This window comes from Formosa sediminum (assembly GCF_007197735.1).
Classification (GTDB): Bacteria; Bacteroidota; Bacteroidia; order Flavobacteriales; family Flavobacteriaceae; genus Formosa; species Formosa sediminum.
Map to the genome: position 1 here is coordinate 3,082,222 of NZ_CP041637.1, position 15,995 is coordinate 3,098,216.

Consider the following 15,995-nt stretch of genomic DNA (forward strand, 5'->3'; position numbering starts at 1 on the left):
CAAACAAATGCGTAATTAAAAAATGTATTGGTTATGCCTACAAATGCGCATCAAACCAAAAATCGAGTTCTATGGGAGCACTACTTTCACTTTCGTCTGGGTGACCTCCACCTTGAGACTGACCACTTGGACCTCGGCCTCCGCCTGGAGGACCACCTCTACGGCTTCCTGACTCGCGTTCATCGGTATCAAATTCATCAAAACCTGAAGATGCTATTTTACTAGGTTTTTCTTTATTAGTTGTAACAACACCTATTTTTAACTTAGAAAGGTCTTGATTAGCCTTTTCAATAATTTTATGTTTTGGAACCGTTAAATGATAATTTAAAATCCCTGTTCCAGTATTATAAGTATAAGCCGCAGTAACGTCTAAACTATTTAAAAGTACATTAAAGAAGTCTGTTTTTTCATTATGAATAAAAACAGCGTCTTCTGGAAAATTTTCAGAGACTAATCTATAAATGGCTTGTCTCTTTTGCATAACCTCAGCATCTGTTTGAAAATCTTCTGAAGCTTCTTCTTGAGGAAAACTAGACATTGGCAACGGTTCTTTTGGATACGTTATCCAAACCTTTTTCTTTTCTTTTCCTTTTACATCAAAATACACTGTAAGTCCATGATGTAATATAAACATAATGGTTCTTGGATCTTGAGTACTAATATCTAAAATAATGTTAGCTTTAGTATCGGTTACCAAATACTTTAAAGTATGGTTTGTTACAGTTATGGTATCTAATAATATAAGAGATTTTTCTGCATGTGCATATACAGAACCCATTGCTCCAAACACCATTAAGACAAACATAATTTCTTTCATTATACCATACTTTATATTATGATATAAATGTATAGTGAATGTTGAATGTTAAGAAACAATATATACTAATAGGCGTATTAAATCTATGAATAGAGCTATTATAAAGATGGGATTTTTAACCGTCCCCTTTTTTAGCCTTAATTGTTTAATGAATTCTGATTAATAAATTCTAGAAATGTTGGTTTATACTGTTCAGACACGGTAATACGTTGTTTGTTGATGATAATCTGACTACGCTCTATCACTTCTATATTTTTTAATGATACTATAAACGAACGATGAACACGCATAAATTCTGATTTAGGAAGTTCTTCTTCTAACGACTTTAAACTCATAAGCGTTAAAATAGGTTTTGGATTATCTTTTAACCAGATCTTGATATAATCTTTTAAACCTTCAAAATACAATACATCCGAAAGTTTAATACGCAATTGTTTATATTCTGATTTTACAAACAGAAATTCTTTTTTATCAGAAGAATCAGTTAAAATTTTATGAGCATTTTTAGATGTAGAAGAAACATGTAGTAAGTTAAACCAAGTTCTAGCTTTATTAGCAGCCGTTAAAAACTCGGCATAATCAAAAGGTTTTAATAAATAATCTAAAGCTTCAACTTTAAAACCTTCTAAAGCATATTGATCGAATGCTGTTGTAAAAATTATACGTGTATCTTTAGAAACCATTTTAGACAATTCCAAGCCTGTTAAGTCGGGCATTTGTATATCTAAAAACAACACATCTACGTTTTCATTTTGTAAATATTCTACAGCTTCAATAGCACTACCACATTTTTTTTTAAGCTTTAAAAAAGGGGTTTTATCTACATAACTTTCAACCAAATTAAGTGCCATTGGTTCATCATCTACAATTACACAGCTCAGTATTAGGGTTTCCATAAGGCTTATATTTCTATTTGTAAATCTACAAAAAATCGGCCGTTTACCACCTCTGCTTTAAAAGTATGTTTAGATGGGTACAATAATTCTAAACGTTTTTTTAGGTTTTGCAAACCTATACCTGATCCGCTTTTATCGCTTATTTGCTTAGGATAATTATTATTTACAATTTTAAAAATCACAAGATTATCTTTAATAGACATATGTATAAAAATCTCACTCTCTTTACTAGCAGAGACCCCATGTTTAAAGGCATTTTCTATTAATGAAATAAATAATAAAGGTGCAATTTTAATAGCATGTACTTCTGAAGGGAATGTAGATATAACCTGTGTTTTATCTGAAATACGAAGCTTCATAAGTTCTAAGTATTTCTTCATGAAATCTATTTCTTTAGAAAGCGGAACCAACTCGATATTTGTTTCGTATAACAAATAACGCATGAGTTTACTTAGACTATGAATTGTAGATTTTGCTTGTTCGGGAGAAAAATCGACTAATGAGTAAATATTATTTAATGAATTAAAGAAAAAATGAGGCTGCAATTGGTACCTTAAATGTTGTATTTCTGACTGTAATTTTACATTGGTAGCTTCCTTACGTTCTGCTTCAGTTTTAGCTAATCTTTTAGTTGTTTTTAAAGCTACAGCAAAAACTAATGGCGCAAAATAAGATAACATTTGCATGTAAATAAACATTTCAAAAGGAGGTTTACCATCGCTTCTTTTATCTTCTTTAACTAATTCTTGAAATATATTGGTACCAATAAGTTCTTTAAGAGTTAAAAACAAAGCAATAAAAAACAAATTTACACTTATAAATCTAACTGTTTTTTTAGTGAATAGAAATTTATCTATAAAGAGAAAATAATTTAAATAGAAAATCATGGCATAGAATACTAATGGCACCCAAAAATGTGCGATAATTCTATTAATATCGCGTTCTTCTTGATAAGACAGAAAATAAGGCATACTAAAAAGTACTAACCAAACTAGAGCATGCAAAAAAATACTAATGTATTTATTCTTGTGCATTATTGTATAATTTTGAAACGTGATATTCATAATGTAAATTAAACCCTATGATACATTAAATATAAGATACACGTGTGTTAAACATGTATCAAAAATAGTGTTTCTACAATGCAATCGGGAAAATTTTTAAAATTCAGTTTTTTTATAAACCGTTTTGCATTGGAAACACTATACTTGGTTTTAAAACGTTTAGTACGTTTTAATCTAATTTATGTTTATAAGACAGTGCATACTTACCTGCACCAGATATGCATAATGCTAACGCAGGTAAAGCATACAACAATATTAACTCGATAGCTAAACCACCTGTTTTAGATAACTCAAACATAGAGTCTGCATGTCTTAAAAATAAAGCTGTTAGCATCCCAAAAAAATAAACCAAGGATGCCAAACGTGTTCTCCATCCTATAACCATAAGAACTGGAGCTAGCAATTCTGTTATATAAACTCCGTAAGCCATTACAGCAGGTAGGCCTATGTCTGTTAACATGTGTTGAATACCGTCTATATGCCCTAGTTTAGCTACACCATGAAAAAGCATAAGTCCTCCAAGAGTTAAGCGAATAAGCAACAAGGCTAAATCTGTGTTTTTTTTCATCTTTTTTATTTAAAAAGTTACCAATTAATCTATATTTCTAACTAAACGTACATAATTATAATAACGTTCACCTCCTTCACTCACTGGCCCATTTTCATGTTTAGTATCAAAACGTACTGCACCAGCTCCATGAAAATCTAAACCTTCATTATTTACTGCACGACCAAAAGCCACATACCAAGCATAATAAAATGGTTTATCGCGCTGAAAACGAGCAGATGTACTTGTCCAGAAATAAGGATAATCTGTATCTCCATTCTCATTTACGATTTCAGAAGTATTAAAAATAGGATCTATAGCTGGCCCTTCTTTTGATACATCTTGAGCTGCAGGAGCATAATTATAATTTACTATTCCTTGTAATTCTTTTACATTAGGTAAACGCCAGTCTGAATATCCTGATACTTCTGCATGTTCTGCATATGCCAAAGCTTCTTTCCAATTTAAACCACGTCCGCTATCATTTTTAGTCCACATTAATCCTGTTGCCAAATCTGTAACAGTCTGATTGCCATTATCTTTAAACTGATTAATACCATACGTATTACCACGAACTGCACGAATGTGTTTTAACATGGGATTACCAGTGGGACGTTCGCCATTTCCTGGTGGTGGAGGTCTATTTTCCTCTCGCTTACCTCCTTTTGCTTTGCTAAGCTGGTTAACAGTGTCTTGATTATTATGATTCCCTGGAGGCGGACCTTGATGATCCCTATCTTTTGGTAATACTGCTGGATAAGCTTTTATATGACCTGTAGCATGATTTACACCAAAGGCTGCCGTATATTGCCCCTCTTCGGTATGACCAACATATGTGTTACTTGTCCAATACTGCTCACCTTTATCGACTTTCGTATTATTAACAAGTGAAAAATATGTAGGATCTATATAAGGCCACCCCATACTAAAATCACTAATAGAATATAGTTCTTTTGCTGTAGGCATTCTCCAATCACTGTAACCACCAAGTTCTAATTCTTCAGTATAATCTTTTGCACCTTGCCAATCAAATCCTTCTGATGTTGGAATTTCTTGCCACATTAATCCTGTATTATTATCGGTAACAGTGCCATCCCCATTTTTGGTATAAGACATAGGCTCACCTTTTAGATAATTGGCATCCTGACCGTATAAAGAATCTCCTAGAGCTAAATTTTCTAAAATTTCTCCATCTTCTCCATATGTACTTACTTGGCCTGTTTCTATTTGAACATACTTATATTGGTGTGTCTTAGCTTCTAAACTTTTATCAAGCTCATTTTTATTTTTACAAGATTGCAATACAACACCTAAGCATACAGAACATATAAGTACTAAACTGGTATTAATTTTTAATGTGTTCATCCTATATTTTTTTAAGGTAAAAGCTGTTTATTATTTGATCGTTCTAACCAACCTTACGTAATTTTTTATACGAATGGAATCTGCTGCATTTATAGACTCTAACAAATAATCTTCAACCTTTCCAGACTTTGGATCTGAACGCTGTGCTCCAGCTCCGTGCCAATCATAATATGTTGTAGCTTTACTATTATCCTTACTGTATGCTTTACCAAACGCTATATAACACGCTGTATATTTAAAATCGCCTTGTGTAGTACTGGTCCAAAACCAACTATCAGGATTAGTACAGTTAAAGAAATTCTCATTAATAGCTGGAATTGTTTTCTTTTCATAGTCTACTATGCTTTGCAATTCTTTGGTGTTTGGAACTCTCCAGTCTGTATATCCAGCAAGTGTACTATTTTTAGCGTAAATAAGCGACTCTTTCCAGTTATAGGTGTTTCCATCATCTACTTGTTGCCACATTAAACCTGTAGCTTGGTCTGTTATAGTTCCATCCCTATTATCGATAAAGTTATTTACACCATATACATTTTCTTTTCCTCTAACTGCTCTTACATAATTACCTGGATTTCTCACTCCCCTTTCACCATTATAATACAGACCTGTTTCGTATGCTTTTATATGTCCGTCTGCAAAATTAAAACCAAAAGCACCTTCTATTTCTATATTTTGAATAGGTCCTTTTACATATTTGGTACTTGACCAATACTGCCCAGCAAACGGCATTCTTTTATCATAATTAAAATCGAAATAATTAGTATTTATATAAGGTTTAGATTGTTCTAAATTTCTAGGATGAAGCTCACCATTTGAATTGAGCAGGGAATACAACTCTTTAATTGTTGGTAACCTCCAATCTGTATATCCTCCTAATTCTAATTGCTCTACATAGGTAAAAGCATCGTAAAAATTATAACGGGTATTAGCCGGTGTTTTTTGCCACATTAGACCTGTATTTAAATCGGTAATTGTACCATCATCATTGTCTTTATAAGCAGAAAGTTTACCAACATACTGCGCATCTTGTCCGTAATATTCATCAGTTTCACTTGGCTTGGCAATTTTTTCTCCATCGTCATTATAAAATTTATCCTGACCTGTGTCTGTGATAACAAAATGAATGTTAGTTTTATTCTGGGCATTTTTGCATGCAAAACACAATAGAATAACTAAAGAAAAATATAATTTTAGACTAAGGGTTTTCATACGTTCAGGTTTTAATGATTAACCGCTATTAAATTACTCGTAACGTAATGCTGTAATAGGATCTAATGCTGATGCTTTACGTGCTGGGTACCATCCAAAAAATATTCCAGTAATAGCACAGACAGCGAAAGAAATTACTATAGAATACAATGCTACACTTGTAGGCCAATGTAAAAATTTCTCTATAAATACGGTAGCACTAAGACCTAATACCACACCTAAAAGTCCTCCTGTAATACTTATTAAAATAGCTTCTATTAAAAACTGCATTAATATATCGGAGCCTTTACCTCCTACTGCCATTCGCAGTCCTATTTCTTTAGTTCGCTCTTTTACAGATACGTACATAATATTCATAATTCCAATACCTCCAATTAACAAGGATATTCCTGCAACTGCTACTAAAAGAACCGTTAACATTTCACTAGTAGAACTAAAGGTAGAAATCAACTCTTCCATAGAACGTACTGTAAAATCATCTTCTTCATTATCCATTAATTTATGTTGTGAACGTAATAGTTCGGTAACTTGATCTACTGCTTCAGAGGCATCATCTTCACTTACTGCTGAAGCCATAATTTGGTTTAAATAATCGATTGCCAAAATACGTTTTTGCACTGTAGTATAAGGCGCAACGACCACATCATCTTGATCTTGTCCAAACGTATTTTCTCCTTTTTCTTCTAATACACCAATTACTTTAAACGGGATATTATTAAATCGAATCATTTTTCCGACTGGATCTTGACCATCTGGAAATATATTTTCAACAACCGTTTGCCCAAGTAATACCACTTTTGCAGCTGATTTTACTTCGTTATCTGTAAACATGCTACCACTTTGTAAACCAACTGCTTTTATTTGCAAATACTCTGGATTGACACCAAATATTGTTGAAGGCCAGTTATTAGAACCATTTATAACTTGTCCACTTCCATTTACAACGGGTGTTACATGACTTAATAGACTGACTTGTTCTTTAATCTTTTCGTAATCCTTGTATATTAAGGTTTGTACGTCTCCACCACTTCCTCTAGCAGGACCTCTATCATCAGCTCCAGGTTGAATAGTCACCATATTAGACCCCATACTAGAGATTGTTTCTCTAATACTCGCTTTAGATCCTTCTCCAATAGCTAACATAGCAATTACAGACGCAACACCAATAATTATCCCTAACATGGTTAATAAAGTTCTCACTTTATTAAGCACAATAGCTTTATAAGCTATTTTTATTAAATTTAATACTCTCATAATTAATGATCTTCTTTAGGTAATTTTGCTAATTCTGCAGCTGCAGATTGTATATCATTATTCATATAATCTTTAATAATATTACCATCTTTTAATATAATGGTTCTACTACTAAAGGTTGCAATATCAGGCTCATGCGTTACAAATGTGATAGTAATTCCTTTTTTGTTTAGTTCCTGAAATAAGGACATGATTTCGTACGAAGTACGCGTATCTAAATTCCCTGTTGCTTCATCTGCAAGAATCATTACAGGATTATTTACTAAAGATCTTGCAATAGCTACACGTTGTTGTTGTCCTCCTGAAAGCTGAGCTGGAGTATGATGTAAACGCTCGCCCAAGCCTACCATTTCTAACGCTTTTATAGCACGTTCTCTTCGTTCTTCTGTTGAAACTTTACTATTATAAAGTAATGGTAACTCTACATTTTCTATTGCCGATGTTCTGGCTAATAGATTATAAGACTGAAAGATGAAACCAATTTTTTCGTTACGAATAGTTGCTAGTTGATTTCTGCTTAAATTTTTAACAGCAACGCCATCTATTTCATAAAGTCCAGAAGTTGGTTGATCTAAACAACCAAGTATATTTAACATTGTACTTTTACCAGAACCACTAGATCCCATAATAGTAACAAACTGTCCTTCTTCAATTGAATAGGAAATCCCTTTTAAGGCATGTACCGTCTCGGTACCCATTGTAAATTCCCGTTTTAAATCTTGTATTTTGATAATTTCTTTACCCATGACCTCTTATTTTTTTCCTCCTGGTGGTTTTGGCATAAATGGACTCTCTGATGATCCGCCACCTACTGGAGGGAAATCTGTATTTTCTTCAGCTTTTAAACTATATACTAATTTATCTCCTTCATTAAGACCTTCTAAAATTTGAACATTAACACCGTCACTTGCGCCTAATTTTACATGTTTAGGGGAAATCATACCATTACTTTGTAACACCCATACTACAGCACTATCATCCGATTCATTTTCATCTGATTGTGATCTAGGTCCGTTATCTCCTTCCGGATGTACCATTACAATTTTATTTTGTTCATCATACGCATCCATAACTTGAGGTAAAGGTTTAAAATTAATAGCTTTTGCCTCTGCTGTTAACACATCGTTTAACTCTAAAGTATAAATTGAAATGGTTGTGGTTAAGCCTGGTTTTAATTTAAGATCTGGATTATCGGCTTTTATAATAACGGTATAAGTAATTACACTAGATGTTTCTGTATAATCTAAACGCACTTGAGTAATTTTCCCTTCAAAAGTTTGCCCAATGTAAGCATCAACTGTAAAGGTTACACGTTGGCCTTCTGTAACGTTTCCTATATCGGCTTCATCTACATCTGCTTCAACTTGCATTTCTCTTAAATCTTGCGCAATTGTAAATAAGGTTGGTGTACTATAACTAGCAGCTACTGTTTGACCTTCTTCTATTTCTCTAGATAATACCACTCCATTTATAGGCGAATATATATTAGCGTAACCTAAATTTGTTTTAGCAGATTGTAAATCTGATAGACGTTGGATTACTGTTCCTTTAGCGGTTTCGTAATTATAGGTAGCATCATCAAAATCTGATTTACTAATCACTTTATTTTCAAACAATGTTTTTTGTCTGTTATATATGGTTTGCATGTAATTTTTTTGACTTACCGCATTATCGTAAGCTGCTTGAGCTTCTGTAAGAGCAGCTTTTAAGTTCGTTTTATCTAACTCTGCTATAAGCTGGCCTTCTTTAACCACACTATTATAATCTACGTAAATTTTCTCTACTACTCCAGACACCTGAGTACCAACATCTACTTGATTAATAGGCTCTATAGTTCCTGTAGCAGTAACCATAGTCGTTACATCGCCTTTTTTAACAGTTACCGTTTTGGCTTCGATTAAAACTGCTTTGTCTTTGCCAAAATAACTATAAGCGCCTACAGCTATTATAACAGCAACTATACTTGTTAATATAATTTTCTTATTTGTCTTCATGTGTTTAAAGTTTAATGTCGTTTCCTTGATAAAATTGAAGTAATTGGTGATATAAAATATTTAGATACTTAGCTTGTATATAATTAAGCTGTGCTGCTGTATATGTATTCTGATTAATGATTAAATCTGTTGTACTAAGCTCACCTAATTCATATTTAATTTTAGCTAAATTATAAGATTGTAATGCTGCTTCTTGAGAAGCTTCTGCTGCTATAATCTGTTCTTGAGCAGATAATGCATTTTGATATGCAGTTTCTACCTTTTTATAAATTTCTTTTTCAGTAGATTGTTTTTCAATCTGAGCTTTTTCAATATTTATTTCGGCAGTTTTAACTGCTGCTTTTGTTTCATTTCTATTAAAAATAGGAATGGATACACTTACGCCAACACTCTGATTGAAATTAATATCTAATTGTCTAGAAAAATTTATATCAGATATGCTTGTATATCCTGATCCCAATGTACCAACTAAAGATACTGTTGGCATATACGCACCTTTAGCGATATCTAAATCTTTTTCATTAATTTCAATATTTAGGTCGCTAGCATTCATTTCTGGCAAAACATTTAATGCTTTATAATAGATATTCATTTTATCCATTTCTAAATTAATTAAGGCCATGTCATCGTCTACATCTTCAATTTCAATTGTGTCTTCTGGTCCCAATTCTAACAGCTGTTTAAGATCAATAACGTATTGCTGATAATCGTTTTTAGCAGTAATAACATTATACTTATTTGTTGCAGCTTGCGATTGAGCCTCTGTATAATCGTTTAATGCTATAGAACCGGCATCTAATCTCGCCTTAGCACGTAAAACTTCTTTTTCTGAAGCTTCTAAATTCTTTTCGGCTATCGTAATTCCTTCTTTAGCATATAATAATTGAAGATAATTTTCTAAAATACTTATGATAATATTGTTTTTGGCTTCTTCTACCAAAAAAGAGTTTTGATCTACAAGTAATTTATCCTGTTTAATTTGATTTGAAATTTGACTACCTTGATACAGCGTCATAGTACTTGTTGCCCCTAAATTTGTAGAATAAACCTGATCGGTAACATAATCGCTTGTAATAGGGTCTATAGAATTACCATTTGTAAAGTTTTGAGATGCACTACCAAATAAATTTGGCAATCTAGAAGATTTAGACTTATCATAATTTACTTCTGATATATCTTTATCTAAATCAGCATCTTTTACTGTAATGTTATTTTCTATAGCATACGTAATACAATCTTCTAAAGACCATATTTTAGATTGATTTTCAGCTTCTTCGGTAGCCGTTTGTGCAAATGCTACTGCTACACTAAAAAAGCATAATATGTGTAAGATTATTTTCATTTTGTTTGAATGTGTTTTGTATTTACACTTCAAAATTGATGCTTTTGTCTTACTTTCAAAGAAGGTTATAGAAGTTTGCCGTTTATTACTATACCAAAACTACTTTTTTATAGATGAGATTTTTCAACTGTTTAAAAGATAAGTTGGTAATTATAAATTTTAACTCTTTAAATATTACAGATTTCTCCTTAAATTATACGATAAAAAAAGTGCTATTTAAGCTATAAATAGAGTAACTAGTTATTTGTTTTTAATAAGGTCTATTAAAAAAATAACGCTCATAAAGGGAATAATAATTGCAAAGGGTAAAGATGTAATAATTAGTAATTTTTGCACTGCATCTAACACATCTACATCTGGCTTAACATTACCTAAAAGGACTAAAGCCAAAGTGGTTAGAAGTATAAACCCAGACCAAATTATACGGTGTTTTTTACTGGGGTGTTTTGCACCTTGATCTGTAAACATACTTAATACAAATACTGCAGAATCTATTGAAGTAACTAAAAAACTAAAGAGTAGAAATAGCGTGGTAATATTTAACACCATTGCATATGGATAGTGTTGAAAAAATATAAAAATAGAAGAAAACACATTACCAAATTCATTATTATAGTCCTTCCACGAAGCAATAAGCTGAAAAGCTGAAGTTCCAAAAGCTGAGAACCAGAAAAAAGTGCCTAAAGAAGGAATTAGTAATACTCCAAAAAGCAATTGTCTTAACGTACGCCCTTTTGAAATACGAGCTATAAATATACCTGTAAATGGAGACCAGGCTAACCAAAATGCCCAATAATAAAAAGTCCATCCTGTTAAAAAGGATAATCCAGGATTATACTCGCCCAAAGCTAAACTCATAGGAATAAAATCTAACACATAATAGTACGTGCTTTTTAAAAATGAATTTAAAATATCTAGTATATTACTATGAATACATACAAAACATAAGATTAAAAATGTAACTATAATGTTTAATTTAGAAAACAGTTTAATTCCTTTATTAACACCTTGCCAAGCAGAATAACATGCAACACAGGACACAGCTATACATAATAAAACAATAGTAATTAATCCAAATGGTTTTTGAAATACATGAGTTAAGCCTCCTTTAATTTGAGTAGTCCCTAAACCAATAGCTGCAATTAAACCAAAAACGGTAGTTATAATAGTAACTACGTCTACCCCATTTTTAATTGTCCGACTTGGTACATAATCTTCTATCGTAGCACTTACATTAACTTTTTTATGTTTCACAAATAAAGTATAGCCAACAATCATTGCAAAAAAGCCATAAAAAGCCCAAGCAGTAACACCCCATTGATAGAACGTAAATTCTAATGCCAAAATTTCTGAATCTAAAGTAGATGCATACGGAGGATGTTGTTGCATAAACACAGGTTCTTGTACTGCCCTAAGTAATATACCCGACCCCATACCTGCGCTATATAACATGGCTACCCAAGCCCAAAGAGAGTATTCTGGCTTAGAATCTGGTGTTCCTAATTTTATTTTGCCAAAGGGAGATATGGCAATACTTAATAAAAAAAGCACACAGCCAAAACCTAAATACAAATAAAAATACCCAAAATTATTACGCACCCAAATAGATGTGCTTTCTATAGTATTGTAACTTATTTCGGTAGCAAAAAATACAATAAGAGTGCATATAAATAATATACTTATAGAACAGGTTAATACAATATGTTTTTGCAAATACTTAAAAATCAATTATGATTTAAATTAAATTAATAGGCGTCTTAAGTGTTTTAAAAACTAAATATATGTTTTTTATTACCACAAAAAAAAAAACACGAATCTTAAAATAGATTCGTGTTTTATAGTTAAAACATATATAGCTAACTATTATTCAGTAGCTTCTAATGTACGTTTAGATTTTCTATATAAATATTTAGAATATATATTACGTTTCACAAAACGATTAATTTTATCACTATTAATCATTTTAATATATACGGGTTTAGTAACACCAAAATACTCGTAAGTAGATCCGTCTTGAAACGTAATTTCTAAAACTAAATTCTTCCACTGGAAATCGGCTACTGCAGAATTATTAATGGTATCGTTATAAACTTCACTATTAGCCGCTCTAGTTTCTGGCGCTATACTTACCAAAAAATGATAACCATCTGTAATTTTACGAGTTTTAGCCTCAGCTTCTTCCACTAACGGATCGCCTTCTTGAAATTTATCTGGGTGCCATTCTTTTGCAAGATTACGGTACTGTTTCTTTAAAGTTTTTAAATCGGCATCTTTATCAACTTCAAAAAGTTTTCTGTATTCCGTTATACGTTTCATAATAATTATTTTTTTGAAGCGGCAAAAGTACATCTTAATATTCGAGTTTACATCATCTTTTTTAAATAAAAAGAAACTAAAAATCAAGGCGTTATATTTATGTGAGTTATATATTATGAGTATATGAGTAATGAAGTACCGAAAATAAGACAGTAAGGTTTCAGTTTATCTTCACCTTTAATTTGCTTCAAGTTCACCGTGTTTTAATGTTATAATTCAATGTAATATTATAAGGTAAATATTGACAGTTATTAAATAGTTTAGGTATGTTTTAAAAGTTTTATACACCGCTAAAATGGCTTTAAAAACTACTATTACAAGATATAGATCCGTACTTTTTTCTTTTTAATTCTAGAATTATTTAATTGTTCTACCAAGGTGTTTGCCAATTTTAATGGGACAGCAACAAAAGCACAATCTTGTTTTAATTCTATAATTCCTAATTGGTCTTTTGTTAATTTTCCCTGTTTTATAAATAAGCCGGCAATATCGCCTTTAGATATTTTATCTTTTCGGCCACCAGAAATAAATAAGGTGGTCCAGAATGGGGTTTCAAGAGGTGCATGTTTAGAAATATCTATACCTTTACTAGGTGTAATAAAATCGGGTAATATCTCCTGACTTGCTTTTAAAATATAAGCCGTGCCTTTAGCATGAACACGGGCCGTCCTACCGTTTCTATGTGTAAATTCTTCTACACTATGAGGTAATTCATAATGTATAATATATTGTAATTCTGGAATATCTATACCTCGAGCTGCCAAATCTGTTGCCAATAATACTTGACTACTTCCATTTCTAAAGGTAATTAAAGCACGTTCTCTATCTTTCTGTTCCATACCTCCCGAAAAACACGAATGACTAATATGATTCTTACTTAATAAAGCGCTCACTTGCTCGATACTATCTCTAAAATTACAGAATATAATACCTTGTGTACTCCCTATATGAAGCAACAAATCTATTAATGTTTGTTGTTTATCTTGAGTTGGAGAAATCACTGTTTTTATGGCTAATTTTGAAGAGTCTTTAGAAGCTAAAAAGTCTAAAATTACGGGCTGATGTAATTGTACGAATTTAGGCACACGAACCCCTTGCGTGGCTGAGGTTAATATGCGTTTATCAAGATTGGGTAATGCATTTATTATACCTTGCATTTCGTCTTCGAAGCCTTGTTCTAACGATTTATCAAATTCGTCTAAAATAAGCGTTTTAATAGAATCTCTAGAAAATCGGTCACTATTAAAATGATCTAGAATACGTCCCGGTGTGCCAATAAGAATGGCTGGGTTGTGTTTTAATTCTATTTTATCTTTAGACATTGGTCGGCCGCCATATACCGCATTCACTTTAAATCCGCTTCCCATTTCACGAACCACTTGCTCAATCTGAATGGCAAGTTCGCGCGTAGGTACAATAATTAATGCTTGAACGGCTTCTAATTGGATCTCTAAAATTTTTAAAAGTGGCAATAAAAATGCTAAGGTTTTCCCTGTGCCAGTTGGCGATAATAAAATGGTGTTTTCTGCATGTTCAATAGCCAAAAGCGCTTGTTCCTGCATAGGATTTAGTGCCCCAATATTTAATTTATTTAAAATATCTTGCTGGTCTTTTTGTGAATGGCCCATTTTAGTTATCTAGATGTTTTCTTTTTAGGATTTGTATCTTTAGAGATTGTTTCTGTATGCTCTGTAATATATTGAGACAAAATTTTATCGACTAACTCTTCTTTAGTTAAGTGATGAAATGTTTGATGAATCTTGTGTCTAAAATCTTCGGATAGATCACGATTAGGTTTTGTTTTAAAAATTTTATTGGCCCAAATTAAAGCGTTATTTTCTTCTATAGATTGAGCATTAGCTTTTTTAATTTCAGAAAATGTAATACCTAATTCATTCTCGAAATCTGCTATTTCATGTACTTCTTCTTCTTGAAGTATCGTTAAAGATAAGCCATTAGCTCCTGCTCTAGCCGTTCTTCCGCTTCGGTGCACGTAAGTTTCATAAACGTCTGGTAAATGGTAATTAATTACAAAGGCCACATCTTTTACATCTATCCCACGAGCTGCTAAATCTGTGGCTACTAAAATATCTATATAGCCCGCTCTAAATTGTCCCATAACGCGATCTCGAATCCCCTGTGTTAAACTTCCATGAATAGCTCCCGAAGAAAACTTATTAATCGCTAAGTTTTTAGCCAATTTGTTTACTGCAGCTTTAGTTTTACAAAAAATAATACCACGTTGTCCTTCCTTAGACTTTAAAAAATGAAGTAAAACGTCTAGTTTTTCTATAGGTTTTACAACTATATAATGATGATCGATTCCTTGATGTCCAACGGTATCCATGTCTGCTTCAATGTGAAGCACGTTTTTAGACATGTAATTTTGTATGAGTTGTTTGAGTGCACCTGGTAAAGTTGCTGTAAATAGTAATGTCCTTCTAGATTTAGGAATAGTTTTAATTATAAACTCTACATCTTCTTTGTGTGCACTTAACACTTCATCTGCTTCATCTAAAATCAAATACGAGATGGATGTGATATCTATGGTCTTTCGGGATACTAAATCTACCAATCGGCCAGGTGTTGCAACTATAATCTGAGTTGGTTTTTCTAATCGCTCTATTTGAGGTTTTAAAGGTACTCCTCCAAAAATAGATGCTATAGAAATCGCAGGACTATATTTTGCCAAATGAGTTAAATTTGAAACTATTTGCTGTCCTAATTCTCGTGTTGGTGCTAATATTAAAGCTTGTAAAGTTGGAGATTCCGAATCTATAATTTGTAATAAGGGTAAACCAAATGTAGCTGTTTTTCCTGTTCCAGTTTTAGCCAAAGCCACAATATCTTTTGAAGCATTTAAAATTAAAGGAATGGTTTTACTTTGTATAGGTGTTGGAGTAGTAATCTTTAAATCGGATAAAGCTTGAAGCAATACTTCTTGTATTCCTAATTTAGAAAAGGATTTAGACATAGTGTTATTTTCTGCAAAGATAACGACTGTTTGCTCGAAAATGCGTGCTATTCTGTTTTATTAGTAGGTTTATATAAAAATTGATTACATACGCTACAAACAACTATAAACACATTTAAATTTAAGGTATATAAAAAAGCTTGTTTATTAAATAAACAAGCTTTCCATTTAGCTACTAGTCAAACTTTATCTTAGGGAGATATAAAGTTTTTGCTTA

Annotated in this window: 14 protein-coding genes; all 14 read right to left on the reverse strand. The window is 32.1% G+C overall.

Annotated features, from left to right (window positions below):
* Positions 1-37: 37 nt before the first annotated feature.
* Entirely contained in the window at positions 38-817 is a 780-nt protein-coding gene (locus FNB79_RS13540; RefSeq protein ID WP_143381826.1) for a hypothetical protein, read from the reverse strand.
* A gap of 137 nt (positions 818-954) precedes the next feature.
* Positions 955-1,713, reverse strand: a complete 759-nt coding sequence (locus tag FNB79_RS13545) for a LytR/AlgR family response regulator transcription factor (protein WP_143381827.1) — start codon at positions 1,711-1,713, stop codon at positions 955-957.
* A 5-nt stretch (positions 1,714-1,718) separates the two neighbouring features.
* Complete coding sequence (locus FNB79_RS13550; RefSeq protein ID WP_143381828.1) at positions 1,719-2,747, reverse strand: sensor histidine kinase; 1,029 nt, start codon at positions 2,745-2,747, stop codon at positions 1,719-1,721.
* 199 nt (positions 2,748-2,946) lie between these two features.
* Positions 2,947-3,345 (reverse strand): DoxX family protein, encoded by a 399-nt coding sequence (locus FNB79_RS13555; protein ID WP_143381830.1) that lies wholly within the window; start codon positions 3,343-3,345, stop codon positions 2,947-2,949.
* Positions 3,346-3,369: 24 nt separating this feature from the next.
* On the reverse strand, positions 3,370-4,689 hold the full coding sequence (locus FNB79_RS13560; protein ID WP_143381831.1) for an Lcl C-terminal domain-containing protein: 1,320 nt from the start codon (positions 4,687-4,689) through the stop codon (positions 3,370-3,372).
* A gap of 30 nt (positions 4,690-4,719) precedes the next feature.
* Positions 4,720-5,898 carry an Lcl C-terminal domain-containing protein gene (locus FNB79_RS13565; RefSeq protein WP_143381833.1) on the reverse strand — a complete coding sequence of 393 codons (1,179 nt, stop codon included), beginning with the start codon at positions 5,896-5,898 and terminating at the stop codon, positions 4,720-4,722.
* A gap of 33 nt (positions 5,899-5,931) precedes the next feature.
* Complete coding sequence (locus FNB79_RS13570; protein ID WP_143381834.1) at positions 5,932-7,152, reverse strand: ABC transporter permease; 1,221 nt, start codon at positions 7,150-7,152, stop codon at positions 5,932-5,934.
* Between the two features lie 2 nt (positions 7,153-7,154).
* Positions 7,155-7,898: an ABC transporter ATP-binding protein gene (locus FNB79_RS13575; RefSeq protein WP_143381836.1), complete on the reverse strand. Its 744-nt coding sequence runs from the start codon at positions 7,896-7,898 to the stop codon at positions 7,155-7,157.
* Between the two features lie 6 nt (positions 7,899-7,904).
* Entirely contained in the window at positions 7,905-9,146 is a 1,242-nt protein-coding gene (locus FNB79_RS13580) for an efflux RND transporter periplasmic adaptor subunit (protein WP_143381837.1), read from the reverse strand.
* A gap of 4 nt (positions 9,147-9,150) precedes the next feature.
* Complete coding sequence (locus FNB79_RS13585; RefSeq protein WP_143381839.1) at positions 9,151-10,488, reverse strand: TolC family protein; 1,338 nt, start codon at positions 10,486-10,488, stop codon at positions 9,151-9,153.
* 240 nt (positions 10,489-10,728) lie between these two features.
* Complete coding sequence (locus FNB79_RS13590; protein ID WP_246073277.1) at positions 10,729-12,201, reverse strand: BCCT family transporter; 1,473 nt, start codon at positions 12,199-12,201, stop codon at positions 10,729-10,731.
* Positions 12,202-12,351: 150 nt separating this feature from the next.
* On the reverse strand, positions 12,352-12,804 hold the full coding sequence (locus tag FNB79_RS13595; protein ID WP_143381841.1) for a J domain-containing protein: 453 nt from the start codon (positions 12,802-12,804) through the stop codon (positions 12,352-12,354).
* A 314-nt stretch (positions 12,805-13,118) separates the two neighbouring features.
* On the reverse strand, positions 13,119-14,432 hold the full coding sequence (locus FNB79_RS13600; protein WP_143381843.1) for a DEAD/DEAH box helicase: 1,314 nt from the start codon (positions 14,430-14,432) through the stop codon (positions 13,119-13,121).
* A 5-nt stretch (positions 14,433-14,437) separates the two neighbouring features.
* Positions 14,438-15,778, reverse strand: a complete 1,341-nt coding sequence (locus FNB79_RS13605; RefSeq protein ID WP_143381845.1) for a DEAD/DEAH box helicase — start codon at positions 15,776-15,778, stop codon at positions 14,438-14,440.
* Positions 15,779-15,995 lie beyond the last annotated feature (217 nt).